This is a genomic window from Alteromonas abrolhosensis (assembly GCF_001953635.1).
Taxonomy (GTDB): Bacteria; Pseudomonadota; Gammaproteobacteria; order Enterobacterales; family Alteromonadaceae; genus Alteromonas; species Alteromonas abrolhosensis.
In genome coordinates this window covers 405,371-431,984 of sequence record NZ_MEJH01000003.1, presented here as the reverse complement: position 1 = coordinate 431,984, position 26,614 = coordinate 405,371, and the positions used below count along the sequence as shown (strand labels likewise).

General features: G+C 45.2%; 25 protein-coding genes. 21 read left to right on the top strand and 4 right to left on the bottom strand.

What is annotated here, in order from left to right; all coding sequences use genetic code 11:
• Positions 1 to 54: 54 nt before the first annotated feature.
• The 9 genes from BGK61_RS03995 to BGK61_RS03955 all read left to right on the top strand — a co-directional run bounded on the left by BGK61_RS03995 (position 55) and on the right by BGK61_RS03955 (position 8,862).
• Positions 55 to 636 carry a sigma-E factor negative regulatory protein gene (locus tag BGK61_RS03995; protein WP_014998998.1) on the top strand — a complete coding sequence of 194 codons (582 nt, stop codon included), beginning with the start codon at positions 55 to 57 and terminating at the stop codon, positions 634 to 636.
• A 129-nt stretch (positions 637 to 765) separates the two neighbouring features.
• Positions 766 to 1,920 (top strand): MucB/RseB C-terminal domain-containing protein, encoded by a 1,155-nt coding sequence (locus tag BGK61_RS03990; protein WP_076012485.1) that lies wholly within the window; start codon positions 766 to 768, stop codon positions 1,918 to 1,920.
• 21 nt (positions 1,921 to 1,941) lie between these two features.
• Positions 1,942 to 2,394 (top strand): SoxR reducing system RseC family protein, encoded by a 453-nt coding sequence (locus BGK61_RS03985; protein ID WP_014998996.1) that lies wholly within the window; start codon positions 1,942 to 1,944, stop codon positions 2,392 to 2,394.
• Positions 2,395 to 2,685: 291 nt separating this feature from the next.
• Positions 2,686 to 4,482 carry a translation elongation factor 4 gene (gene lepA, locus BGK61_RS03980; RefSeq protein ID WP_076012484.1) on the top strand — a complete coding sequence of 599 codons (1,797 nt, stop codon included), beginning with the start codon at positions 2,686 to 2,688 and terminating at the stop codon, positions 4,480 to 4,482.
• Entirely contained in the window at positions 4,482 to 5,384 is a 903-nt protein-coding gene (gene lepB, locus BGK61_RS03975; protein ID WP_076012483.1) for a signal peptidase I, read from the top strand. Before lepA ends, lepB begins: the two co-directional genes overlap by 1 nt.
• Complete coding sequence (gene rnc, locus BGK61_RS03970; protein ID WP_014998942.1) at positions 5,384 to 6,070, top strand: ribonuclease III; 687 nt, start codon at positions 5,384 to 5,386, stop codon at positions 6,068 to 6,070. Before lepB ends, rnc begins: the two co-directional genes overlap by 1 nt.
• Before the next feature lie 19 nt (positions 6,071 to 6,089).
• Positions 6,090 to 7,001, top strand: coding sequence for a GTPase Era (era, locus tag BGK61_RS03965; protein ID WP_076012486.1), 912 nt, complete (start codon positions 6,090 to 6,092; stop codon positions 6,999 to 7,001).
• Between the two features lie 213 nt (positions 7,002 to 7,214).
• Positions 7,215 to 7,853 (top strand): pyridoxamine 5'-phosphate oxidase, encoded by a 639-nt coding sequence (pdxH, locus tag BGK61_RS03960; protein WP_076012482.1) that lies wholly within the window; start codon positions 7,215 to 7,217, stop codon positions 7,851 to 7,853.
• 145 nt (positions 7,854 to 7,998) lie between these two features.
• Positions 7,999 to 8,862, top strand: coding sequence for a TatD family hydrolase (locus tag BGK61_RS03955; RefSeq protein ID WP_076012481.1), 864 nt, complete (start codon positions 7,999 to 8,001; stop codon positions 8,860 to 8,862).
• Here BGK61_RS03955 and BGK61_RS03950 read toward each other — a convergent pair.
• Positions 8,859 to 9,575: a hypothetical protein gene (locus BGK61_RS03950; RefSeq protein WP_044556819.1), complete on the bottom strand. Its 717-nt coding sequence runs from the start codon at positions 9,573 to 9,575 to the stop codon at positions 8,859 to 8,861. The two genes, BGK61_RS03955 and BGK61_RS03950, sit on opposite strands and share 4 nt — an antisense overlap.
• Positions 9,576 to 9,693: 118 nt before the next feature.
• Between BGK61_RS03950 and serB the strand changes: the two genes are divergently transcribed.
• Positions 9,694 to 10,677, top strand: a complete 984-nt coding sequence (gene serB / locus BGK61_RS03945; RefSeq protein WP_014998937.1) for a phosphoserine phosphatase SerB — start codon at positions 9,694 to 9,696, stop codon at positions 10,675 to 10,677.
• Between the two features lie 213 nt (positions 10,678 to 10,890).
• Here the strand turns inward: serB and BGK61_RS03940 are convergent, their stop codons facing one another.
• Positions 10,891 to 13,416 carry a PilZ domain-containing protein gene (locus BGK61_RS03940; protein ID WP_076012480.1) on the bottom strand — a complete coding sequence of 842 codons (2,526 nt, stop codon included), beginning with the start codon at positions 13,414 to 13,416 and terminating at the stop codon, positions 10,891 to 10,893.
• Positions 13,417 to 13,604: 188 nt separating this feature from the next.
• On the opposite strand from BGK61_RS03940, the gene radA reads away from it, so the two are divergent.
• Positions 13,605 to 14,972, top strand: coding sequence for a DNA repair protein RadA (gene radA / locus BGK61_RS03935; protein WP_014950096.1), 1,368 nt, complete (start codon positions 13,605 to 13,607; stop codon positions 14,970 to 14,972).
• A gap of 106 nt (positions 14,973 to 15,078) precedes the next feature.
• Here the strand turns inward: radA and BGK61_RS03930 are convergent, their stop codons facing one another.
• Positions 15,079 to 15,486, bottom strand: a complete 408-nt coding sequence (locus tag BGK61_RS03930; RefSeq protein ID WP_014998935.1) for a PilZ domain-containing protein — start codon at positions 15,484 to 15,486, stop codon at positions 15,079 to 15,081.
• Between the two features lie 152 nt (positions 15,487 to 15,638).
• Complete coding sequence (ettA, locus tag BGK61_RS03925; protein ID WP_014998934.1) at positions 15,639 to 17,306, bottom strand: energy-dependent translational throttle protein EttA; 1,668 nt, start codon at positions 17,304 to 17,306, stop codon at positions 15,639 to 15,641.
• 415 nt (positions 17,307 to 17,721) lie between these two features.
• Here ettA and lpxD point away from each other — a divergent pair, with 415 nt between their 5' ends.
• From lpxD to BGK61_RS03875, 10 genes are all read left to right on the top strand, one after another.
• Positions 17,722 to 18,750 (top strand): UDP-3-O-(3-hydroxymyristoyl)glucosamine N-acyltransferase, encoded by a 1,029-nt coding sequence (gene lpxD, locus BGK61_RS03920; protein ID WP_014998933.1) that lies wholly within the window; start codon positions 17,722 to 17,724, stop codon positions 18,748 to 18,750.
• Between the two features lie 154 nt (positions 18,751 to 18,904).
• Positions 18,905 to 20,161, top strand: a complete 1,257-nt coding sequence (gene glyA / locus BGK61_RS03915; protein WP_014998932.1) for a serine hydroxymethyltransferase — start codon at positions 18,905 to 18,907, stop codon at positions 20,159 to 20,161.
• Positions 20,162 to 20,259: 98 nt separating this feature from the next.
• Positions 20,260 to 20,709 carry a transcriptional regulator NrdR gene (nrdR, locus tag BGK61_RS03910; protein WP_012517538.1) on the top strand — a complete coding sequence of 150 codons (450 nt, stop codon included), beginning with the start codon at positions 20,260 to 20,262 and terminating at the stop codon, positions 20,707 to 20,709.
• 50 nt (positions 20,710 to 20,759) lie between these two features.
• A complete protein-coding gene (ribD, locus tag BGK61_RS03905; RefSeq protein WP_076026017.1) occupies positions 20,760 to 21,899 on the top strand; it encodes a bifunctional diaminohydroxyphosphoribosylaminopyrimidine deaminase/5-amino-6-(5-phosphoribosylamino)uracil reductase RibD in 1,140 nt (379 codons plus the stop codon).
• A gap of 20 nt (positions 21,900 to 21,919) precedes the next feature.
• The gene (locus BGK61_RS03900; RefSeq protein ID WP_014950090.1) at positions 21,920 to 22,582 is read left to right on the top strand and encodes a riboflavin synthase; all 663 of its coding nucleotides are present in this window, start codon (positions 21,920 to 21,922) and stop codon (positions 22,580 to 22,582) included.
• A 20-nt stretch (positions 22,583 to 22,602) separates the two neighbouring features.
• A complete protein-coding gene (gene ribBA / locus BGK61_RS03895) occupies positions 22,603 to 23,703 on the top strand; it encodes a bifunctional 3,4-dihydroxy-2-butanone-4-phosphate synthase/GTP cyclohydrolase II (RefSeq protein ID WP_014998930.1) in 1,101 nt (366 codons plus the stop codon).
• 243 nt (positions 23,704 to 23,946) lie between these two features.
• On the top strand, positions 23,947 to 24,420 hold the full coding sequence (gene ribH / locus BGK61_RS03890; protein ID WP_014998929.1) for a 6,7-dimethyl-8-ribityllumazine synthase: 474 nt from the start codon (positions 23,947 to 23,949) through the stop codon (positions 24,418 to 24,420).
• A 12-nt stretch (positions 24,421 to 24,432) separates the two neighbouring features.
• Positions 24,433 to 24,855 (top strand): transcription antitermination factor NusB, encoded by a 423-nt coding sequence (gene nusB, locus BGK61_RS03885; protein ID WP_014998928.1) that lies wholly within the window; start codon positions 24,433 to 24,435, stop codon positions 24,853 to 24,855.
• A 48-nt stretch (positions 24,856 to 24,903) separates the two neighbouring features.
• Positions 24,904 to 25,869 (top strand): thiamine-phosphate kinase, encoded by a 966-nt coding sequence (gene thiL / locus BGK61_RS03880; RefSeq protein ID WP_014998927.1) that lies wholly within the window; start codon positions 24,904 to 24,906, stop codon positions 25,867 to 25,869.
• Between the two features lie 39 nt (positions 25,870 to 25,908).
• Positions 25,909 to 26,409, top strand: a complete 501-nt coding sequence (locus BGK61_RS03875) for a phosphatidylglycerophosphatase A family protein (protein WP_014998926.1) — start codon at positions 25,909 to 25,911, stop codon at positions 26,407 to 26,409.
• The last annotated feature ends 205 nt before the right edge of the window (positions 26,410 to 26,614 follow it).

Sequence of the window (26,614 nt, the reverse complement as noted above, 5' to 3'; positions counted from 1 at the left end):
GACTAACAGCTGTGTTAGGGTAGTTAACGATCACTTTGATCTGGAAATGAATATATGACGCAACAGCAAGAAAAATTGTCCGCATTCATGGATGGTGAGATAGAAGGCAATGACATCATCGATGCAATTAAGCAGGATGAAGCGCTTCAGGCCAAATGGCAACGTTACCATGTGTATCGCGGTGCAATGAGAAAAGAAGCAAGTGTTGCTCCTCAGTTGGACATCACTGCAAGCGTAGCAGCTGCGCTTGAAAATGAGCCAGCTATCGTCGCACCTAAACGCTCGCGTTGGCAGTCACTACCGTTGGTTGGCAATGTTATTCCTTTTGCAAAACAATCAGGGCAGTTTGCAGTCGCTGCATCGGTGGCAGTGGCAGTTATCTTTGGTGTTCAATACACCAACCAGGAAGCGCCTACTGAGCCCTTCATGACAGCGCCAACGATTGCCCCGCAAGGTGGATTGTCTCCGGTTAGTCTTGAGCAGACCAGAACGTTACCACGTAACGACATGAATGAAATGCTTGAGAAAAAGCGTAAAATTAACGCGCTAATCGCTGACCATGAGCAGCAAATTAAGCTTAAGCAAGCGCAGGAAGACGAAGGCGAAAGTGAGACTAGCGGACCGGAGCGTCCATAGTCATTTGCTTAGTCAGCTCAAAAATTAATAGAAGCATACCTACATGATGTGAATTCTGATGTAGGTTCGGTTTCATATTTTACTCATACCAGCATATACTGCTGGTATGTTTGTTTTAAGGCGGGAAAAATGCGCTGTAGATCTATTCTTGCACTTTTTTTCATTTCGGGCTTGGGGGTTCAGCCGGCGGTGGCTCAGACTTCTTCTGTGGAAGAAGCAGAATCTTCTCGCATAGCTGTACTGTCCTCTAGTGAAAATAACACGGAATTAAAAGCTAATTCAGAAGCCTCTATTAAGGTTGACCAGCAAGAACTTTCTGAGCAGAGAGAGGCGGTAGAAGAGCAGGTTCGTGAAGAGCAACGTGCAACTGCGTCTCAGGTGCAACAGCCACAATCGGCTAACCAGTGGCTCGCCGAGCTTCAAAATATTATTACTAACGCCAACTTCCAAGTATCGTTTGTTCAAACTGTCGCAGGCAAAGAAACCATCCCGTACTTGTGGCGTCACGCAATTATGGAAGATGGTTCCGAGCTTGAACAACTGAACCTTCAGAATGGACCCGGACGTGAACTTATTCGCGTAAACGATGTGGTAAGTGTGTTTGAACCAGATGTTCAACCTTACAGTTTGCGTTCTAAGCATATCAATGGGCCTATCCCTAGCGCACTACTCTACCACCCAGAGCAGCTTGCTGAAGCTTACGAGTTCGTAGCAGTAGGGAGAGCTCGTGTGGCAGGACGTTCAGCACAGCAAATTCGAATAGTCAGCCGAGATAACACGCGTTTTGGCTATCAACTGTGGCTGGATGAGTCGTCTGGTATGTTGCTCAAACTGAACATGCTTGATTTGCAAGGAGCGCTATTGGAGCAGATTCAGGTTACCGCATTTGCGATATCGCCTGAGCCTGCTGAATATTTCTCACGAATTAATTCGGCATCGTTACCTGCGCCCATGGCGCTGAGCAATGCGCCAAACCGTCCACACAAATGGGACGTCACCTATCTGCCGGCAGGTATGCGAGAAATCAAGCAAGATACAAGACGACTGGCCTTAACAGGTCAAGTTGTAGAATATAAACTTTTTTCAGATGGGCTTGTGGACGTCTCTGTTTATGTTCAGCCGGCGGAAGATGCTTTAGGTGAAACACTCGCGCTGCGCAATGAAGTGAGTACGTTTTTAACCTTAACTGACGGCAAAGCACAAGTGACAGTGGTGGGAGAAATTCCGTTGCAAACAGCAAACGCTATTGCAACGTCTTTACGGCCTATCAGCAGTATAAATTAATAGATTCGCGTTTGAGTAACAATGATTAGAGAAACTGCCACAGTGGTTGCCGTTGATGGTGATTCAGTTACCGTAGAAGCGGCAATTAAAACGACTTGTAATGCATGTCAGGCGCAAAGTGATTGTGGGACAGGTGTTATTTCTCGCGCTATTGCTCCGAAAACACAGCAATTAACGCTGCGTACTCCAGTTCCAGTGCGGATTGGTCAGCAAGTCACTGTGGGAATTCCTGAAGCTGGTATTTTAAGCGCGTCTGCATGGTTATATTTGTTGCCACTTATCGCGTTCATTGGGTCATATTCTGCGTCGATGTCGGTGCTCAGCACGACAAGCTTTAATCACGAGTTATGGGCAATGCTGCCCAGCGCCTTAGTAACCTTCATTACTTATAAGTTGATTGCTTACAAGTTACATCGTGTAGAGCGAACAAAATATCAACCCGTTTTGTTAAGTCAACAAGAGAGCGGCCAATAGATTTCTGCTTTACCGAAGGGCGTAACGCAACCTTTTAGGTGATTTAAAGCGTCATTGAAGTGCGTTAACCCGATTCATGAAATTAGCTAGGTTTTGATATAGGACGTAAAAGTCACGTCAGGTTGCCACTCCCATTTGCTATGTTTGCTTTAAGTAGTAAATTTTCCGCTACGTCAATTCGCTTTTCGCGCCAGAAATGGGTAAAATCCGCACGCGCTGCGTATAACCCTTGAAGCAAGGCAAGCAGCATTTTTTGTTTAATGAATTTTTCTGCAGGTAATTTCCAGCATTATGCAACAATCGCACATTCGTAACTTCAGTATTATCGCCCACATTGACCACGGTAAGTCTACGCTGTCAGACCGTCTAATCCAGCATTGTGGAGGGCTAACAGACCGCGAAATGGCTGAGCAGGTTCTCGACTCAATGGACCTGGAAAAAGAGCGCGGTATTACTATCAAAGCGCAAAGCGTGACGCTGAACTACGAAGCGCGCAACGGTGAAACTTATCAGCTTAACTTCATCGACACCCCAGGACATGTTGATTTCACATATGAAGTATCTCGTTCACTTGCTGCCTGTGAAGGTGCGCTATTAGTTGTTGATGCAGGTCAGGGCGTAGAAGCACAAACATTGGCAAACTGCTATACCGCTATCGAGATGGATATGGAAGTGGTGCCTGTGCTAAATAAAATCGACCTTCCTCAGGCTGAGCCAGACCGCGTTGCAGAAGAAATTGAAGATATTGTTGGTATAGATGCACTGGACGCTGTGCGCTGCTCAGCAAAAACCGGTATCGGTATTGAAGATGTACTTGAAGTCATTGTAAATAAAATCCCGCCGCCAGAAGGTAACCGCGAAGCGCCACTTAAAGCGCTAATCATCGATTCGTGGTTCGACAACTATCAAGGCGTTGTTTCACTGGTACGTATTGTAGAAGGCCAGCTGACCAAAAAAGACAAGATTCAAATCATGTCGAATGGTCAAACGCATCAGGTTGACAAAATCGGTGTATTTACGCCTAAGCCACTTGATACGGGCACATTAAGAGCTGGTGAAGTAGGCTTTATTATTGCTGGGATCAAAGATATCCAAGGCGCACCAGTGGGCGACACCATTACCTTGGCACGCGAGCCTGCTGACGCAATGCTACCAGGCTTTAAAAAGGTTAAACCTCAGGTTTATGCCGGTATTTTCCCAATAAGCTCTGATGACTACGAAGACTTCCGTGACGCCTTGGCGAAATTAAGCCTGAACGACGCTTCACTATTCTATGAGCCAGAAAGCTCTGCAGCGCTAGGTTTTGGATTCCGTATTGGTTTCCTTGGCATGCTGCACATGGAAATCATTCAAGAGCGTTTAGAACGTGAATATGATTTGGGTCTTATCACTACTGCGCCTACGGTAATTTACGAAGTAGAAACGACCAAGGGCGAAACCCTTACCGTGGATAGCCCAGCTAAGCTACCTCCGGTAAACGATATTGCGGAAATTCGTGAGCCTATGGTTGAAGCTAACATTCTTGTGCCACAAGAATACCTAGGCAACGTAATTACGCTTTGTGTTGAGAAGCGCGGTATGCAAACCAACATGACATACCACGGTAAGCAAGTGGCGGTAACCTACGAACTACCTATGGCAGAAGTGGTGCTCGATTTCTTCGACCGTTTGAAATCTACCAGCCGTGGTTTCGCGTCGCTTGATTACAATTTCAAGCGTTTCCAGACCTCAGACATGGTGCGTGTGGATATTCTTATTAACGGTGAACGTGTAGACGCGTTGGCGGTAATTACGCACAGAGAAAACTCTCAAGGTCGTGGTCGTGAGCTGGTAGAAAAGCTTCGTGAGCTTATTCCACGACAAATGTTCGATATCGCTATTCAGGCGGCTATCGGTAACCATATTGTTGCAAGAAGTACAGTTAAACAGCTACGTAAAAACGTAATCGCGAAGTGTTACGGCGGTGACGTAAGCCGTAAGAAGAAACTACTTCAAAAGCAGAAAGAAGGTAAAAAGCGAATGAAGCAAGTGGGTAATGTTGAATTGCCACAAGATGCGTTCCTTGCAGTATTGAAGGTGGGCAAATAATGGCGAATTACTTCTCCTTGATTTTGGTGGCACTCACCTTAATAACAGGATTAATCTGGCTAGTGGATAGCCTAGTGTTTGCGCCAAAGCGAAAAGCACGTTTACAGGCTGCGGCAACCGCAGAAGGGGCGCGCTATGGAGAAGATCCTCAACTGCCGTACTTAGTTGATACTTCGCAACAGATTTTCCCTGTTATTGCATTCGTTTTGGTATTGCGCTCTTTTTTATATGAGCCTTTTCAAATTCCATCAGGTTCTATGATGCCTACCTTACTGGTTGGTGACTTCATCTTGGTTGAAAAGTTTGCGTACGGCGTGAAAGACCCGGTCTTCAGAACTAAGCTCATTGAAACCGGTGTTCCTGAGCGTGGTGATGTGGTGGTTTTCAAATATCCTGAAGACCCATCAATCGACTACATCAAACGAGTAATCGGTCTGCCGGGCGATACAGTGGTTTATCAAAACAAGCAGGTTTACATCAAACCTAAGTGTGAGTCTGGTAACGACTGTTCTAAATTAAAAGCGGTACCGCTTACATTCCAAGAGCGCGGTGAATTCGTACAGGACATGGCGCAACTTATGCGTTACACCGAAGATTTAGGCACGGTAGAGCATGACATTTTGCGCCACCCAGTGCGCGAGATATCGCCGGTTAATTTTTATACCCAGCCTGGCACACGCAGCAACGAGTGGATTGTTCCAGAAGGCCAGTATTTCGTGTTAGGCGATAACCGTGACAACAGCCGCGACAGCCGTTTTTGGGGTTTTGTGCCAGATGCAAACTTGGTTGGAAAAGCGGTGGCGATTTGGATTTCATTTGAATTTGAGCGCAGCCCGTCAGACTTCCTTCCAACGTGGGTACCAACAGGTGTTCGATTTGAGCGAGCAGGTGGCATTCATTAATGCAGGGAATTGATAAATATCGTCGTCTGTACAAGGCGATAGGCTACACATTTACCAATGAATCTTTATTGGAACAAGCACTTACTCACCGTAGTGCAGCCAAGCAGCACAACGAACGTTTAGAGTTTTTAGGCGACGCTATATTAGGCATGATTGTCGGGGAAACGCTGTTTAAACGTTTTCCAACCGTACCTGAAGGCAAGCTTACCCGAATGCGCTCTACCTTGGTTAAAGGAGACACACTGGCAGAACTTGCAAAGGAAGCCAGTGTGGGTGAACTGCTAAACTTGGGGCCTGGTGAGCTCAAAAGTGGTGGTCATCGCAGAAGTTCGATTCTGGCTGATGCAGTTGAAGCTATTTTAGGTGCCATTTATCTTGATTCAGGTATGGACGAGGTACGAGGCGTTATAGACCGTTTATGGGAAACCCGCATAAACAAATTAGACCCTAACGCCCACCCTAAAGACAGCAAAACACGTCTTCAAGAGTTTTTACAAGGCCGCAAACAAGCGCTGCCGACCTATGAAGTGTTGTCTATCTCAGGAAAAGATCATGCACAAACATTCGAAGTAAGCTGCAAAGTAGAAAGTCTTCCTGAAGCCGTAGTGGCGTCTGGCAATAGCCGCCGAAAAGCAGAACAAGAAGCTGCTCGTTTAACATTGGAGAAGCTTGATGACAACGCATGATGAATCGAACTTGCCAGAAATGCCTGATATTCAAACTCGCTGTGGCCTAGTTGCCATAGTGGGCCGCCCTAATGTGGGTAAATCTACGTTACTTAACCGACTGCTAGGGCAAAAGGTAAGTATTACTTCACGCAAGCCGCAAACCACTCGCCACCGCATTCTAGGTATAGATACCGACGGTGATTATCAAGCAATTTACGTTGATACTCCGGGGCTTCACCAAGACGAGAAGCGCGCGATTAATCGCTACATGAACCGCGCGGCATCAAGCTCGTTGGCGGAAGTTGGTCTTGTGTTATTTGTCGTTGAAGGCGATAGATTCAACGCCGAAGATGAAATGGTGTTAAGTAAGGTTAAGCAAGCAAACCTTCCTTGCTACCTCATCGTAAATAAGATGGATAAGGTTGAAGATAAAGAAAACTTTATGGTTCACCTTAAGAAGCTTGGCGAAAAGCATTCGTTTGAGCACATGATTCCTATCAGTGCCAAGCAAGGCAAAATGGTTGATGAAATTAGAGAGTTGGTAGCCAAGTCGCTGCCAAAAAGTGAGTTTTTCTTCCCGGAAGACTACATCACTGACCGTTCAAGCCGCTTTATGGCTGCCGAAATCATTCGCGAAAAGCTTATGCGCTTTACGGGCGATGAGTTGCCTTACTCTACCACGGTGGAAATTGAGCAGTTTAAAATGGCTGACAATGGTGTTTATCGTATCAGCGGACTGATTTTGGTAGAGCGTGAAACGCAAAAACGCATGATCATCGGTAAAGGCGGTAAGCATTTGAAGACCATTGGCGAACAAGCGCGTAAAGATATGGAAAACTTGTTCGACAACAAAGTGTTTCTAGAGCTTTGGGTTAAAGTGAAGCAAGGCTGGGCAGACGATGAGCGAGCTTTGCGTTCATTGGGTTACGGTGACGACAGTAACTTCTAAACCAAGCTTATATTATCTTTATTACGCTAGTCAGCTGCAACTGGCGTTATATTAGAAAGTACTGTTAGTTGGCGTTTTGCCCAATGTTGTAGCTCGATGGCTTCTGGGCAACTCTCTGAGGTAAATGTGCTTATTCGAGCATTTACTCAGCCATTTACTATTCGGTTTTTCAACAACACCAGCAGCATAACAAACTCTTTTTAGGAGCGGTATATGGCAATTTCAGATATGCGCAGGCAGTACTCAAAGGGCAGTTTGAGCGAGTCAGATATTACTTCAAGCCCATTTACCCTGTTTGATAAATGGTTGAAAGACGCCATTGACGCTGGAATTCCTGATCCTACCGCTATGACGGTTGCTACCGTTGATGCAAGTGGTCAACCCTCACAGCGAATCGTTTTGCTAAAAGATGTGAGCGAAAAAGGTTTTGTGTTTTTCACAAACTTGGGAAGCCGGAAAGCGCAAGAGTTAGCCGTTAACCCTAAAGTGTCGTGTCACTTTCCATGGTTTTTTATGGAACGTCAGGTTCGCGTTTGTGGTAGCGTTGAAAAACTGTCCATTTCTGAAAATGCCGCCTATTTCTTCTCTCGTCCCAAAGATAGTCAACTAGCGGCGTACGCATCAAAGCAAAGCAAGCCAATTGGCAATAAAGAGCTTTTGCTTACGCAGTTTAAGCAGTTAAAAGATAAGTTTGCTAACAAGCAATTGCCTGTGCCAGATTTTTGGGGCGGCTTTCGAATTGTGCCTCATCAAATTGAGTTTTGGCAGGGTGGAGAAGATAGACTTCACGATCGCTTCGAATACAATAAAACCGAAGATGGTGTCTGGGCGACACAGCGCTTGATGCCTTAAAGCTCCGTTTGATCACTTGTTTTCATTTCAATCTGAATTCGGCGCATGTGTTCAGTGAGTCATACAGCTACTTGTGTTTGGCAGCGTATAACTGGCAGATACCATTAGCGTGAGTAGATGCAGGGAGTTAGGAAGCACTTAAGCCATGATCGACAGCCACTGCCACCTTGACCTACTTGCACAGAAAAAGGACCTTCATATAGCGTTGCAGAACGCTAAGGGGGCTTGTGTTACGCGTATCATGGCGCCAAGTATTAATCCGCAGTCGTGGCAAGCGTTACAGGCGCTCAGTGAACAATACAGAAATCTTCTTCCCATCGACACTGCTCTTGGTCTTCACCCTTATTTTCTAACTGGTAGCGGTCGTGACGATGCAGTAAAAGCGCGCGATACAAATGACCAGACCCTAATCCAAAATCTTGAACAGCTTAAAGCTGCTGTTACGAATCTACACCCATCGGTAAAAGCGGTGGGAGAGACAGGTATAGACGGTCATATAAGTGTGCCGTTAGCGCTTCAAAAGGAAGTGTTACAAACTCATTTGAAACTAGCTGATAAAGCATCGCTCCCTGTTATTCTGCATCACAGGAAAAGCCATCATTTACTGCTTGAAGGGCTTAAGCAAGCCAAGTATCAAGGTGTCGGCGTTGTACATGCATTCTCTGGTAGTGTGGAGGCGGCCAAAGGGTACATTGAACGAGGAATGTACTTGGGAATAGGTGGTACCATTACCTACGAACGAGCACAAAAGACGCGAAATACCCTTGGATTTCTGTTAGAGCACCACTTTGATAGATTGCTCTTAGAAACTGATGCCCCAGATATGCCCATGTGCGGTAGACAGGGAGAGGCTAACGAACCGGGTTATTTATCGGATGTTGTCGACGTAATGAGTAATATTTTTAACGTGTCGTGTGAGGAAATAGTTTCCACTACCACAGCTAATTATCATCGACTTTTCAAAATCAATACTGACGGCGAAGCAGAAACCCCTGATTTCCCTCTTTAGCGCTTTTCTTTATTTCTTTTTGACTCAATTACCTGAATAAACCAAGGGCGAGATTTATAAAATGCTCGGGTTAGGTAAATGCCAAGCATAAGGGCTAAGAATATAAGAATGCTGGCAATAAGTGCCAGTTGATAACGCAATGTAAGGGGACTTTCTAATACTGCCTGAGTATTCATATGAATATTCACGTAACCGAGAAGATTATCATCCTCGTCACTAATAACGCCGACATAGGTCAGAGGTGTTACGCTTTGCGATTGGCTCAGTGATACCACACTGTCGATTTGTGGTAGAGGGGCAATGTACCTCCCATCTTTATCAAACACAGATAAGGCTAGAATGTGTGGCTCATTGACTAAAATAGAGGCGACACTTTCAATATATTCCCGTTGAGAAAGCGTATTTGATAGCGTTGCCTCAGCGTCAATTTCAGTTTCTTGGTTAGTAAGTGCATCAGCAATAAAGGCTGGCTGTAGCAATTTTGCGTATTGCCTCGCTATGCTCTCTCCCGAGAAGCGAGTTTGCACAGTGAGCCAGTCATTTTGGTATTGTTGAAAGAGTAAAAGCAATACAACAATCAAGGCAAAAACCGTACTCACTACTATTGTATGGAATAATCGCTTCAAAACTGTGTACAAAGAATGAGAGTCATTATTTGATTGTGAAGTTGCTTTACTAAGCCCGTCTACCAATTCGCATTTCCATAAAGTCACGAGGGTTGCCTAACAGTAGGATAATTCGAAATAATTTAAAAGGAGATATTTTATTAGTTAGTCTAATTGGTTAGCATTAGAGCACCATTTGCCAAACACCGCAGTTTCTGTGTGCGATATGAAAGACACTCTTCTTAGTAATATCAATAATGACGAAATCCACCTAGCTTCATCTTTGTCTTATGTAGTTAACAATAAGCACGACGATAGTACGTACTCGCATACGTTGACTGTAATTGGTCAAGCTGTGACTCCTTATTTACTACAAAGCGTTTTGAATAAGCTTAAAGACGTTTTTACACCTGTGACGATTGCATTCCATCATTTGCATAAACAATTTGGAGATGATGTTATTGAGGTTAGAGGTGACATGCATCGCGCTGAACTAGACCAAATAAAGCCGCTACTCGGTGATGTATCTCAGGCATATAACGTGGACATTGGGCTCCAAGCCACAAGGCCATCATTATCCGAGCCCGGGTTACTGGTCATGGACATGGACAGCACCGTCATCGCTATCGAATGTATTGATGAGATAGCTAAGTTAGCAGGTGTTGGTGAGCAAGTGGCAGAAGTTACCGCTAAAGCCATGCGAGGAGAGATTGCGTTTAACGATAGTTTGACGCACAGGGTGGCATGCTTAGAAGGAGTACCAGTCAGTCACCTTAATCAAATTCGTGACAGCATACCCATTATGCCAGGCATACAAACCTTACTTACTCACTTAAAGCAGCATAATTGGAAGTTGGCGATAGCTTCGGGTGGCTTTACATTTTTCGCTGACCATTTAAAAGCGAGGCTTGGATTAGACTTCGCGGTGTCCAATACTCTCGCTGTGGAAAACGAAAAGTTAACGGGAAAAGTTGAAGGTGAAATTGTCAATGCAGAGGTTAAAGCGCGTACCGTTAAAGCCCTTGCAGAGAAGTGGCAAATTGCGTCCGAACAAACGGTTGCTATGGGGGATGGTGCTAACGATTTAGTTATGATGGCTGAGTCTGCGCTAGGTGTAGCATGTCACGGTAAACCATTAGTTAACGAAAAAGCAGATGTGGCGATAAGAATTGGTAGTTTGCACAGCCTTCTTTACTTTCTGAATAAATAGCCAACCAAAATCTGTAATTGACGCGCTAGTTTGAAGGAGATAAAGCTAGCGTTTCACACTTTATATTTCACCTGTCACCAGACACTAGTTACAGGCCACACGCCACATGTATCTTAATGCTTTCGATTCAAGACTCACCGACTTAAGATAATCTGCAAGCGTGAGCTCATGTTAACTAGTATAACTATATCGAGCATATGTAAACCAGTACAACTAAGCGTTGCGCGCTATGGCTTTAGGTTGAACGGTGCTTTTCAGCGTCTTATTCGCTGTGATGTCTTCCATTGTGAACCCGTACCGTATGAGCACTTCGTCTGTTACATCAATGAGATGCGAGCACGCAGCAATACTCCACATTTTCTTCTCTAGCTCACGGGCTCTATGCATGGCATACATGGTGACGTAATTGATTTCGGTTTGTAGCATGGTCATGTCAGGCTTACCCGTAGTGGTAAGCATTACATGAATGGCCACGAACTGGCCGCGAACCATGGCTTCTCTAATAAAAGCTCTGCGCTGCTCGTTATTCTCAAACTTATCAGAATAGCGTGGAATGATAGCCATTCGCGGCTCTTTTTGAGATGCATCAAACGAGATGAATAACTCTTGTCGCAGAGGCATATTTTCAAGCTTAACTGCCTTAATGCCACTTTGTACAAAAGGTATGTCTTGCTTTCTGTCTCTGAAAAGAAACTCTAGATTCACTTTCCCACGTTCCGCGTATTGAGTGGTCAGTGTGGTAATGCGTTCGTCTTGCTTACCAACAATACAGGCTTGAGGTGTGTAGCGAACTCCTTCCTTACTCATTAAGAAGGAAAGGGAAGTGGCATTTCTCGCATTGATACAACGAAGCGCTTGCCCCATGCCTGGTACTTCTTCTTCGTCAATGTCTACTTTAAGGTTGCCCTTATTCTTTTTAATTAATTCTTCAAAGAAGTTTCGAGCACCTTTACCTTCGTCGCCCGGCATAGTTTTTAGGTGAAGTATGTTCTTGTCGACATTGTGATAAATAATTTCGTATTGTAGATGCATGACATCAAACGAACTGGCAATCTCCTGAAGTCGTGGGAAAGCTACTTCTACTTTACCTTCTAAATTACCTTTATATTCTTTGCTGAGTTCTATTCGAAGACCGAGTCCGTGAACTGATATGTCTTCGCTGATCCCTTTATGCACGACATCTTCATTATTGAATCGAGCTTCAATTTGAGTTCTTAGCTGATAACGACTCTCGATACGCTGTTCTTCATATTTAAACCTAACCACTTGAACATTCGACGGAGCACGATTGCGCGGGTGCCCAAAGTTTCGCAAGTGAGAGAGGTTCTCTCGGTTAAACTTAAATTCGTTGTAGGTCTCTTGCCCTGTTACTGAGGTTACGTCAGTTACGTGTGCTAAAAAACGTAGGTTTTTCAGTTTCGACATTAACCTTGCAGATGGCGGAGTGTTAAGCTTTTTAACCTTATTGCCTACAGAATCTGGAATTGAAAGAGGAATGTGAGCCTGTTCGGGATCCATGTCTGTTAGGGTTATTTTGAATACACGCCAACTCGCTTTCTTCGAGCCAAACCCCAAAAATACACGAGTAAGCACATCCTTCTGCTTAAGCTCTTCATAAGATGCAGAGTAAAAGTAAACCTTGTCATTTTGTAAATGTGTAAAACTAAATACGAAGATTTCTCTTACTTCTTCCGACTTCTGCAACAAGCGCATGAGCCTTTCTTGCGTTAACAAGAAGTTCAATCGGCAGTTATCTTCTTCATCTTGCCAATACTGTACCGTCTCTCTGTTAACTTCGTTAACCATAGCAAACCGGGGGATCATAGTTTTATTGACGACGTCTATGTAAACCGGCAGCGTAGGGCTTCGAGGTGAAAAGTACTGCTCACAAATCTTACTAGTAATTGCCTCGATGGTGTTGCTCATATTCACTTTGTATCGGCGTTTATTGCCGTGAATGAAGCTTTCTAAAAACTTGTCGAAAGCAGGGCTGGGTTTTTCTTTATCGCGCTGCAAGGCAAGGTAGTTAACATCATTTTTAGTAATAACTTTTATAAGCTTATATGCAATGCCATTTTTTTTATCCATGGCAAACTCAGACTCTAGACCCCTAAAGAAGATAAAAAGGGTTTCGTCTTTTTTGAAAAATGAGTCTTTTGAGAGTTTGACTTGCAAGCCTTCAAGGGAAATATCGACACTTAAACCGCGCATAGACTGATTGGCGCTATTTACTATTTCCACTGCAACCGCGAAGTTCATGCGTTCCGTATTGCGCTGTCTATAGTCGAGAAGGTTTACAGTAGGAACTTTGAATTGTTCTAAAACGGCTGAGCGCTTTTTAATTTCTGGGTTTTCTTTATCTGCGCGTTCTTGAGCAAGCTCTTTTTCACGCATTAAACGGAAGTTATTTTCAGTGTTTTGAACAGCCTCATACACACCATAAGTGTATCGACCAAAAACGCGCAGCTGTTCCTCAAACTTATCAACGGCAACGTCATCCATGTAGTGGCTTCGCCCTTCGTGCACGTATTTCTTGCACTTTCCGTCAACATGACCGCGCAAATCTATGGTGCGCATGCAAGGTTTGGCTAAACGCTTGACTTCCATTTTAATTAAAAAGCGTTTTTCCTTTGGCACATCAGAAGCTGTTTGAAGCAATACCTGGTTAAATTCAGGCTCATTAACCATGGGCTTTAGCTGTTCAATTATTTCAGCATATTGCTTTAAATCTTGACTCATGAATGCGCAACTTTGTTGTTTAGTATCATTATTTTAGTTGTTATCGGCAAATCAGCAAAACTCATTAACCCAGAAAGTTGTTAGACTTTTGGGGGGTTTTTTAATCGAAAACTGACCGTAGGTTTGTGCTTAAATCACCGTTGTTAAGTGGTAGAATACTCTTTTTAATCATCGGATAAAACTGGAATATGGCAAAACGTAAAACTGCTTATGTGTGTTCTGACTGCGGGGCAGAGTTTCCTCGTTGGCAGGGGCAATGTTCGGAATGTAAAGCGTGGAACACAATAAGTGAGTTTGTGGTTGCAAGTGCCAAAAGTGTCGCGCGCCAAACCACGTCAGGTTACGCAGGGCAAACCGCTGCCAAAATAGAGACTTTAAATGCAATAGATCTCGAATCACTACCGCGATTCTCGTCAACATTTAAAGAGCTCGATAGAGTGTTAGGGGGCGGAATAGTCCCTGGCGCAGCTATGCTAATTGGTGGGTCGCCAGGTGCAGGTAAAAGTACGCTTTTGCTTCAAGTTATGTGTCAGATGGCAAAAAGTGAAACTGCGCTCTACGTTACAGGGGAAGAGTCGCTGCAGCAGGTTGCTATGCGAGCAAAGCGATTAAACCTTCCCGACGACAAATTGATGATGCTTGCCGAAACTAATGTGGAAACAATCTGCGATTTAGCGCTCACGAAAAAGCCTAAAATCATGGTCATCGATTCAATTCAGGTTATGCATGTGTCAGATGTGCAGTCTGCGCCCGGCAGTGTGTCGCAAGTACGCGAAAGCGCTGCGTATTTAACACGCTTTGCTAAGCAAAACCATATCGCTATGTTTATTGTAGGCCATGTAACCAAAGACGGTAACTTAGCGGGGCCGAAGGTACTTGAACACTGTATCGACAGTTCGATGATGCTGGAAGGGGAAAGTGATGGACGTTACCGTACGCTTCGAAGTCATAAAAACCGTTTTGGTGCAGTAAATGAGCTCGGTGTATTTGCGATGACTGAGAAGGGCCTAAAAGAGGTGAGTAATCCTTCTGCCATTTTCTTAAGTCGAGGAGACAACGAAACGCCGGGGTCGAGCGTGATGGTAATTTGGGAAGGCACACGCCCGCTACTTGTGGAAATACAGGCACTAGTGGATTACTCGCAAATGTCTAACCCAAGACGAATTGCTGTGGGGTTGGATCAGAACCGTTTATCTATGCTGTTAGCAGTACTTCACCGTCATGGCAACGTGCAAATGAACGACCAAGACGTGTTTGTGAACGTAGTGGGCGGTGTACGTGTTTCTGAGACCAGTGCGGACTTGGCTTTGCTCTTAGCGATGATTTCTAGCTTTCGAAATCGCTCCTTGCCTCGTGACTTAATTGTGTTCGGTGAAGTAGGGCTCGCCGGTGAGATTCGTCCAGTTCCCAATGGAACGGAACGCATCATCGAGGCTGCGAAACATGGCTTTAAGCGTGCGATTGTGCCTAAAGCTAATGCACCTAAGCAAGCCATTAATGGCATGAAAGTGGTACCGGTAGCGCGTTTATCCGAAGCGCTAGACGCGCTGGAGTAAGGGGAGGCCCAATATTTAAGTAAAGTGTTGACGGTGCAAGTTAGATTGAAAGGCCTATTGAACGGGCCTTTCTTGCTTTAAACGAGTGAAACGCGTTTTTTAAAGGTTAATGTGGCGCCTGATAAACCGCATTAACTAATGCATTCAAGTCTTTCTCATCAATACTGGCGTCATCGCTGTTTAAGGTAATTAAACGGCGAAGAGCGCTAATGCTGTCTACATCCATTCGCTCTACTTTACAGCCTAATGACACCCTTTCTTTTCTGCTGTCGGCATGTCGATACAATTGCGAAATAGAAAGAGTTATTACTGGGCTGTCTTCATTTGCCTGAAAGGTAGCTGTATAAGGATCATGACTGTCAAACGGTAAGGTCGAAAGCGCATTTTCCGTTGCCTGGAGCTTGATACCTTGCAGTGATACGTCGCTAACTACTACGTCAATACTGATATCATTATGTGCCAGCGTGCCATTTACATTCAGTGACACCCGTTGAAATTGGCGCTTGTCTGTCATTACTCATATACCTAGTGTTCGTCTTCGGTTTCAGTATTGGCTAATTTGCGCTCGTTCGCAATGAAAAGCAGACAAATAAAAAAGCCGCTATCGATGATAGCGGCTCCTGATGTCAGCTTAGAGTTATAACACTCTATATCTCTGCTTTCGTATTATTTAGACATACGCTTATATTTAAGGCGGTGCGGTTCAACCACATCTTGTCCAAATTCTTGCTTCAACCAGCTCTCGTAGTCTGAGTAGTTGCCTTCGAAGAAATTAATCTTTCCTTCATCGCGGTAATCCATGATATGTGTTGCCACACGGTCTAGGAACCAGCGGTCGTGCGAGATAACCATAGCGCAACCAGGGAATTCCAACAATGCGTTTTCCAAGGCTCGAAGTGTTTCTACGTCAAGGTCGTTGGTTGGCTCATCCAGTAGTAATACGTTACCGCCCGCTTTAAGCAGTTTCGCAAGGTGAACACGGTTACGCTCACCACCTGACAAGTCCTTAATAAACTTCTGCTGATCGGTGCCCTTGAAGTTGAATCGGCTGCAGTATGCGCGGCTGTTAATTTCAAAGTTACCAATACGAATAATGTCTTGCTCGTCAGAAATTTCTTTCCAAACGGTGTTGTTTTCGTTCATGTGGTCACGGAACTGTTCTACCGCAGCAATTTGAACGGTTTCACCTAAGTCGATGGTACCTGAATCAGGTTGCTCAGCACCAGTGAGCATTCTGAACAAGGTTGATTTACCCGCGCCGTTTGGACCAACGATACCTACAATGGCACCCTTTGGTACTTTAAACGTCAAGTCATCGATAAGAACGCGATCGCCATAAGACTTTTTAAGGTTGCTTACTTCAATAACCTTGTCACCTAAGCGCTCACCTGGCGGGATGAAAAGTTCGTTAGTTTCGTTACGTTTTTGGTAGTCGCTGGTAGATAGTTCTTCAAAGCGAGCCATACGAGCTTTACTTTTAGCATGACGACCTTTTGGATTAGAGCGAACCCACTCAAGTTCCTGTTTCATGCTCTTCATACGCGCCGTTTCGGTGCGCTCTTCCTGTTCAAGTCGGTTTTCTTTCTGTTCCAACCATGAAGAGTAGTTACCTTCCCATGGAATACCTTCACCACGGTCTAGTTCTAAAATCCAACCCGCTACGTTATCAAGGAAGTATCTATCGTGGGTAATAGCGACCACGGTGCCTTCATAATCGTGAAGGAAGCGCTCTAGCCATGCGACTGATTCTGCGTCCAAGTGGTTAGTTGGTTCGTCTAGAAGCAACATTTCAGGCTTCTCTAGAAGCAGGCGACACAGCGCCACGCGGCGGCGTTCACCACCTGATAGTTTGCTTACATCCGCATCCCACGCTGGAAGGCGAAGTGCATCAGCGGCACGCTCTAAGGCATTTTCTAGGTTGTGACCGTCTTTGGCTTGAATAATGGCTTCAAGCTCACCTTGCTCTTTTGCAAGGGCGTCAAAATCAGCATCCGCTTCTGCATAGGCTGCGTACACTTCATCAAGGCGAGTCAATGCGTGTTTAACGTCAGCTACGGCTTCTTCAATATTGCCGCGAACGTCTTTTGTTTCATCAAGCTGAGGTTCCTGCGGAAGGTAGCCCACTTTTAATCCCGGCTGAGGGCGCGCTTCACCTTCAATATCGGTATCTACGCCAGCCATAATGCGAAGTAGGGTTGATTTACCCGCACCGTTTAGACCTAGCACACCAATTTTGGCACCAGGGAAAAAGCTAAGAGAGATATTTTTTAAAATGTGTCTGTTTGGTGGGACGATTTTGCCCACGCGATGCATACTGTAAACGTATTGAGCCATGCTCTATCCTCGCTGAAAAAGCGGTGAAAAATAATAAAGTCCTAATTGGGCGTATTCTACTCGTAACAGGGTAGTTTATGCTAGAGCCTGTTGACCTTTGATGTACAGAAAAGGTCAATAGGCCCTTGTCACTTACGCTAGGTGTTTCGTGCTTGATGAAAATTTGAGCGCTCATTTTAAAAAGTTTGATTTATGCGTCGGTTGATGAGGCGATTTAAGGTAAACTTGGTTTCATTATAAAGAGTGCACGTGTGCTTTCTGGGGAGTTTGTAGCCACCAGATATAGCCTAAAAGCGTTAGACTCAAAACCAGAGCCTGTAGGATTGTTTCGCGATTAAAAGGGTTTCTAACTAAACCTAAATTTCTACAGTAAAAGTCAACAGGTTCTATCGATATCTCTGAACAGGTAATTTAAATGACTGCTATGAATAAACGCACATACAGTTTGGATGAGCTTGCTAAGCACGTGAATGGGGAAGTGCAGGGTGATGGAAATATCACGATCTCTGCAGTAGGTACGTTATCTGGTGCAGCGTCGCATCAAATTTCCTTCCTAACCAACCCTAAATATAAGCCTCAGCTAAAAGATACTAAGGCCGGTGCGGTAATTCTGCACGAAAGCTTAAAAGGTGACAGCCCAGTTCCTGCATTAATTGTGGCAAACCCTCATGCTGCTTTCGCTCTTATCGCGCAGTTATTTGATACTACCCCAGCGGTAGCTACAGGCATTGCTGAGTCAGCGGTTATTGCTCCATCTGCCCGTATCGGCAGTGATGTGTCGCTAGGACACAACGTGATTATTGAAGAGAACGTAGTATTAGGCGATAGAGTTACGGTTGGCGCCAATACTGTTATTCGCAGAGGTACTCATATTGGTGAAGGCTGTACCATTCACCCTAACGTCACTATTTATCATGACGTAGTGATTGGTAAGCGCGTGACGATTCATAGTCAAACAGTTATTGGTGCGGCTGGCTTTGGTTACGCAAACGATAAGGGCGTATGGATCCCTATTCCGCAAACCGGTTCAGTTCGCATTGGTGACGACAGCCAGATTGGTGCAAGCAGCAGCATTGACCGCGGCGCTATGGAAGATACGGTTTTAGGTACCAACGTTATTATCGATAACCAAGTACAAATTGGCCACAACTGTATTATTGGTGATCATTCTTGTATTTGCGGTGCTACAGGTATTGCCGGTAGCTGCCATATCGGCAAACACGTTATTATCGGTGGTGGAGTTGGCATTAACGGTCACATAAGCATTTGCGACAATGTTCAGGTGACTGGCTACACCATGATTGTACAAGATATCACTGAACCGGGCGTTTATTCTTCTGGCCAGCCAGCACAAACCAACCGTGACTGGCGCAAAAATACGGTTCGCCTTGCCAAAATTGGTAGTTTATTTGACCGTGTTAAAGCCTTAGAAAAACAGGTCTGATCTCGCGCTGGCGCAGGTATTTCGTTAAACCTGCGCCATTTATATTAATTTGGTCATAAAGCGGTATACAAGCACCCGAAAATGACTAGAATATGGCTCGAATTTGAGCAATCAGTGCGTAACGCCATATAAAAACCGCAGTTAAGGAGCCCCCATGTTTTCTCGCGAAATGAATATAGCCGACTTCGATCCTGAATTAGCCGATGCAATGTCTAAAGAGGTTGAGCGTCAAGAACATCACATTGAGCTTATTGCCTCTGAGAACTACTGTAGCCCACGTGTAATGGAAGCACAGGGTTCGCAGCTTACTAATAAGTACGCTGAAGGTTACCCAGGCAAGCGCTATTACGGTGGTTGTGAGCATGTAGACGTTGTTGAACAACTTGCTATTGACCGTGCAAAAGCACTTTTTGGTGCCGACTACGCAAACGTTCAGCCACACGCTGGTTCACAGGCAAACTCTGCCGTATTCATGGCATTACTTGACGCAGGCGACACGGTATTGGGAATGAGCCTTTCTGAAGGTGGTCACCTTACTCACGGTTCACATGTAAACTTCTCTGGAAAGACGTACAACGCTGTACAGTATGGTTTGAACAAAGAAACGGGTGAAATCGATTACGCTCAGGTTGAAGCGCTAGCTAAAGAGCACAAGCCGAAAATGATTATCGGTGGCTTCTCTGCCTACTCAGGCATTGTTGATTGGGCGAAATTTCGCGAAATCGCAGATAGCGTAGGCGCATACTTGCTTGTTGATATGGCGCACGTAGCAGGTCTAGTCGCGGCTGGCGTTTATCCAAACCCGCTACCTCACGCACATGTAGTAACTACGACGACACATAAAACCCTTGCAGGTCCGCGTAGTGGTCTAATCCTATCTTCATGTGGCGACGAAGCAATTTACAAAAAGCTTAACAGCTCGGTATTCCCGGGTAACCAAGGTGGCCCACTTTGTCACGTGATTGCAGCTAAAGCCGTTGCTTTCAAAGAAGCCCTACAGCCAGAGTTTAAAGTGTATCAGCAGCAAGTTGTTGCAAACGCGAAAGCCATGGTTGCTGTAATGCAAGAACGCGGTTATAAAATCGTTTCTGGCGGTACCGATAACCACTTGTTCCTTCTTGACCTTATCGATAAGGACATCACGGGTAAAGATGCTGACGCAGCACTTGGTGCAGCAAACATCACAGTAAACAAAAACTCTGTGCCGAACGACCCGCGTTCACCGTTTGTAACGAGTGGTCTTCGTATTGGTAGCCCAGCAATTACTCGCCGTGGCTTTAAAGAAGAACAAGCTAAGCAAGTTGCAACATGGATTTGCGACATTCTAGATAACATGGGCGATGAGTCAGTTATCAAACGCGTTCAAGACGAAGTGGTCGCACTTTGCGCACAATTCCCTGTTTATAAATAAATAGGTTTGTGTTTTATTGCGTACTTTGGTACTAATGCCGGACTAACTAGTCTAGGTTCGATTTAAATACCTAAGTACGCAATATCTAAGGATTATTCATGTTTTGCCCGTTTTGTTCAGAACAAGAAACAAAAGTTATTGATTCTCGTTTGGTTGCAGAAGGGCAGCAGGTGCGTAGACGCCGGGAATGTATGGTGTGTCACGAACGATTCACGACATTTGAAAGTGCCGAGCTTGTGATGCCTCGTGTCATCAAACGCGATGGTTCACGTGAACCGTTTAACGAAGATAAGCTTCGTGCAGGGTTGCAACGTGCACTCGAAAAGCGCCCCGTAAGCACCGAAAAAGTCGAGCAATGTATCCTCTCTCTTAAGTCACAGTTGCGCGCAACCGGTGAACGTGAAGTGAGCAGTGAACTACTCGGCAACCTAATAATGAAAGCCCTCAAAGAACTCGATAAGGTTGCCTATGTTCGGTTCGCCTCTGTTTATCGATCCTTCGAAGACATTCGTGAATTTGGCGAGGAAATTGCGCGATTGGGGGATTAGGTCCGGCGCATTTCAAGCATCAGGCACTTAGGGCTACAACAGGAATCCAAGTGAACCACGATACGGTTAAAAATGATTATTTCTGGATGGCAAAAGCCATTCAACTTGCCCAACAAGGGCGCTTTACCACTTCTCCTAACCCTCGTGTTGGCTGCGTAATTGTTGACGAAAACAATCAATTACTTGGTCAGGGGTATCACATTCAAGCTGGCACACCCCATGCCGAAGTTCACGCATTAAGACAAGCATCTAACGCACGACCACATGGTGCAAAAGGCGCGACGGCTTACGTTACGCTTGAACCTTGTAGTCATTTTGGACGCACACCGCCATGTGCCAAAGCGCTCGTGGAGGCTGAAGTAGCACGAGTGGTTATAGCCATGACTGACCCGAACCCTAACGTCTGTGGTAACGGTATCGGCTTACTGCAAGATGCAGGTATTGAAGTCGTTAGCGATGTGATGGCGGCAGAGTCCGCGGCGCTAAACCCCGGGTTTATTAAACGAATGCTTACTGGTAAACCCTTTGTTCGCGTAAAGTTGGGCATTAGCCTAGATGGAAAAATAGCCCTTCAAAATGGAGTGAGTCAGTGGATTACTGGTGCGGAGGCAAGACGGGATGTGCAACAGTATCGAGCCCAAAGTTGCGTAGTATTGACGGGGTCGGGTACGGTACAAGCTGATAATCCTAGTCTCTTAGTTCGTGAAAAAGAGGCTCAGTTTGAAAACTATCCGCTAGATCATATCCGCCAGCCAGCCCGTGTGGTTGTAGATAGCAAAAGTAGGCTTAGAAGAGACTACACACTTTTTAACGACGGCAATATCACGTTCACGGCGACGTCACAGGCTCACCCAGACACCGCTACTCAGCACTATCTCCAATTGGACGAAAAGGACGGTAAGCTCGACTTACATGCGCTAATGTCAGCATTGGGTGATAAGCAATACAATGAAGTCTGGGTAGAAGCAGGCCCAGGCCTTGCTGGTGCATTATTGCAAGAAGGGCTGGTGGATGAACTTATTTGCTACCAGGCGCCTAAGCTTTTAGGTGATAAGGGAGTAAGTATGGTTAATTTACCCGCGTTCACGTCGCTAAATGAATGTATTTCGCTTTCGCTTATTGAAAATCGTCAGGTGGGTAACGATATTAAGCTTATCTTCCGTCCTGATGTTAGCAACACCCGTGGTTAACGCGATTAAAGAGGAACTTTATGTTTACTGGAATTATTCAAGCGCTCGGAACTATTAAAAAGCTTGATAACCGAGGCAATGATATTCGACTTACCGTTTCATCGCCTACGCTTGATATGTCTGATGTTGCACTCGGAGACAGTATTGCGACCAATGGTGTTTGCCTAACAGTTACTGATATGGGCCCCGATTATTATTGTGCAGATGTGTCGGCAGAGACAATCAAATTAACTGGCTTTGCACATTACAGCGCAGGTTCAACAGTGAATCTTGAGAAAGCGATGCGTCCAAGCGACCGCTTAGGCGGACATATTGTGTCAGGTCACGTAGACGGCGTGGGCGAAGTTACACAAATTATTAAGCACTCAGACTACGTAGAGTTCTGGGTAAAAGCGCCAGAAGCCTTGGCTAAATATATTGCGCATAAAGGCAGTATCACCGTTGATGGTATCAGCTTGACAGTTAATGAAGTTAACGGCGCTGAATTTATGCTTTGGATCATTCCTCATACGTTGCAAGAAACCATTATGGGAAGCTATAAAGTGGGCACAGCGGTGAACTTAGAGGTTGATGTTATTGCGCGCTATTTAGAGCGATTGATGCTGGGCGATAAAGCCGCCGAGCCAAAAAGCAAAGGCATTGACATGGCATTTCTAGCCGAGAACGGATTTTTAAGAAAATAACCCTACAAGAAGCACACAACATGGCATTTAACACTACACAAGAAATAATTGAAGACATTCGTCAAGGTAAAATGGTTATCTTGATGGATGATGAAGACAGGGAAAATGAAGGTGATTTGATAATGGCGGCAGAGCATGTGACGCCTGAAGCCATTAACTTTATGGTTACCCACGCCCGCGGTTTGGTGTGTTTACCAATGACGCAAGAGCGCTGTCGCACCCTGAATCTTCCGCTAATGGTTGATAAAAACGAAGCACAGTTTTCTACCAACTTCACAGTGTCTATTGAAGCGGCCACCGGCGTGACCACAGGGATTTCAGCGGCAGATCGCGCAACAACCATTAAAGCTGCTGTAGCGAAAGACGCGAAAGCGACAGACATTGTACAACCAGGTCATATTTTTCCGCTAATTGCTAAAGACGGTGGCGTGTTAAATCGCGCAGGTCACACTGAAGCAGGTGTAGATTTGCCGCGTTTGGCAGGGTTAGAGCCTGCAGGCGTTATCGTAGAAATTCTTAATGAAGATGGCACGATGGCTCGTCGCCCAGAGCTAGAAAAGTTTGCTGAAAAACATAATCTTAAAATCGGTACCATTGCTGATTTAATTGAATACCGCAATCTCAACGAAACCACCATTCAAAAGGTTGCTCAGTGCAACATGCCCACTGAGTATGGCGACTTCGAGCTTCACACGTTTAAAGACAGCATAGACAACCAACTTCATTTCGCCCTTAAAAAAGGCGAAATTAAAGAAGATGAGCCGACACTTGTACGTGTACACCTTCACAATACCTTTAGTGATCTTCTTGGTTCAACACGCGGCATTCACCGCTCGATGACACTAGCAGATGGCATGCGCAAAATTTCAGAAGAAGGCGGTGTGTTGGTGTTGTTAGGGAAAGAAGAGCACATTGAAAGCCAGGTGCGTCGTTTTGCTGCAGAAGACAGAGGCGAGCGTCCCACTGGCGCTGACTGGCAAGGGTCGTCACGCACTATCGGTGTAGGTAGTCAAATTCTTGCATCAATGGGCGTTCACAAAATGCGTCTTCTTAGTAAGCCAATTAAATATCACGCACTTTCAGGTTACGGCCTTGAAGTCGTGGAGTACGTGCACGACTAGTACTTAGCTGTAGGGCGGAGCTAAAGTGGAGAGGGAGTGCTCGTCGCAAACACGCGGTGAATATATCCTTGTACGCTCCGCCACCGCATCCATGCGGAGGAGGGTTTGCTACAAGCACTCCCTTCCCACATTGAGTCAAGCTAACGTACCCGTTTACGAATAGTTGAAGTTAAAGAAACAATCGATTTAGTTTGGGCGCAGTTGTGGTATACTTCGCGCCGTTTTTTCTCGAGGAATGAATCCATGCAGGTAATTGAAGGTAATATCAGAGCAACCGGTAAGAAGTTTGCTATCGTTGTATCACGCTTTAATAGCTTTGTTGTTGAAAGCTTACTAGAAGGTGCATTAGACACGCTAGAGCGTCACGGTGAAGTGAGTGATGACGATATCACGCTAGTGCGTGTACCTGGTGCTTACGAGTTACCTGTAGTGGCTAAGAAATTAGCTGAGAAAAAGTCATTTGACGCCATCATAGCACTTGGTGCGGTTATTCGTGGTGGCACGCCACACTTTGATTTTGTAGCAGGGGAATGCAACAAAGGTCTTGCGCAAGTCTCTCTTGAATACGGCGTACCCGTAGCATTTGGCGTAATTACAACAGATTCAATTGAACAGGCTATCGAGCGTTCAGGAACCAAAGCGGGCAACAAAGGTGCAGAAGCTGCACTTGGCGCGCTGGAAATGGTTAACGTTATCGATGCTGTTGAAAAGCTTTAAGGTAAACATTAAGTGAAAGTTTCAGCTCGTCGTAAAGCCCGTGAACTCGCCTTGCAGGGTGTGTATTCATGGCAAATGAGTCACAACGATATTCAGCAGGTTGAACTGGCGCTAGCCACCAGTAACGACATGCAAAAGGTAGATATGGCGTATTTTCAGGCCTTGCTTCGCGGTGTTGCACACAACGCAAGTAAACTTGATGCAACCATTAAGCCTTACCTTGGCCGTTTGCCTGAAGAGTTAGACCCTATTGAAAAAGCAATCTTGCGCATTGCGACGCTGGAACTGACTGAGCGCATTGACGTACCTTACCGCGTAATCATTAATGAAGCGATTGAGCTTGCTAAAGCATTTGGTGCTGAAGAAAGTCATAAGTTCATTAATGGTGCACTGGATAAAGCAGTGCGCACGTTACGCAAAGACGAGCGCGACTAACCTTACCATGGCGGCATGGATTGCCGCTAAAAGGGTTTTAAAATTACCGTGAAAGAATTTGATCTTATCGGCCGCTACTTTTCAAACTGTGGCCACAAACGCAAAGACGTTGTTATTGGTATTGGTGATGACTGTGCTGTAACAACGGTTCCTGAAAATCAACAGCTGGCCGTTACTACTGATACTCTTGTTGCAGGCGTGCACTTTCTAAAAGATGCGCCGGCTAAGTCAGTGGCATACAAAACTGTGGCCGTAAATTTAAGCGACTTAGCTGCAATGGGCGCAGAGCCCGCGTGGATTAGCTTATCTTTGTCATTGCCTGAAGTGGACGAAGCTTGGTTAGATGATTTTGTTTCTGGCCTTTACGAGCTTACACAGTACTACTCTGTACAGCTTATTGGTGGCGATACAGTTAAAGGCCCAATGGCATTTACTATAACGGCGCAAGGCTTTATACCACCTGGATCTGAACTAACGCGTAGCGGCGCTAAGCCGGGTGATTGGCTTTATGTCACCGGAACGCTTGGTGACGCAGGTGCAGGTTTAGACATTCTTCAAAATAAGCTGAGCGTTAGCGGTGAAGCGAAAGACGTCTTGGTAAATCGTCATTATTTCCCAACACCTCGTGTTGCAGTGGGCACTGCAATTCGACGAATTGCGACCTCGTGCATTGATATTTCTGATGGTTTAATTTCAGATTTAGGGCACATCTTGAAAGCCTCTAAGTGTGGGGCGAATGTTCATGTAGAGCGTTTACCACTATCAAGAGCGTTAACAAGCGCGGTTACACCTGAGCAAGCTATCGAATACGCGCTGTCTGCAGGCGATGACTATGAGCTTATTTTCACTGTAAGTGAAGAGCAGCGCGGAAGTCTTGAAACCTCTCTGGCAAGTACAAACGTTAAAGCTACGTGTATAGGACAGTTAACAGGTCACAATGGCACACTTTCATTGCTAAAAGACAATGAAAAGTTCACGCCGGCTAAAGCATCAGGTTATGAGCACGCCTTTTAGGCAAGCTACTCTCCATAAAGTACTAAGAAAGGAATTGTCATGCAGGCTGAGTTTCGCGCCAGAGTGAGTATGAAAAACCCCGTGCATTTTCTCGCACTAGGTTTTGGCAGTGGGCTAATTCCTTTTATGCCAGGTACCTTTGGCTCTCTAGCTGCATTACCACTTCTTATTGCTTGCAGTCATATCTCACTGGCTTCTTTTATCGCAATTACTTTAATATTTTCAGTTGTGGGTATTTACCTTTGTGGTAAGACTGCTGACGATATGCAGGTTCATGATCACGGCTCAATTGTGTGGGATGAAATAGCGGGCATGTTTGTGACCTTTTTATTTGTACCTATTTCAGCGTCCTCTTTGCTTGTAGGTTTTGTCCTATTCAGACTTTTCGATATCTTAAAGCCTTGGCCAATAGGTATTATCGATAAGCGCTTACACGGCGGTACAGGCATCATGCTTGATGATCTAATCGCCGGTGCCATGGCGTGTGGTTGCCTACACTTATTAATGGCGTTTTGGCCAGCAGCACTTAAGTTATTGTAAGTTCCTCTCCCTAAAAATAGCGCTTGTAGCGATTTGTCAGAGAATTCAGCCGGTGTTTTCAGCTTTAGTTCAGCTCTATCGAATTTAGGGTTGTTGTAATCTGAGAAAGGCGGGACGACAACCGTCTTCAACCCTGTGGGTTGGACGGCAATAATACTAGAGACGGTTTAACACCTCTCTCCATCAAATAAAGAATAAATTATAG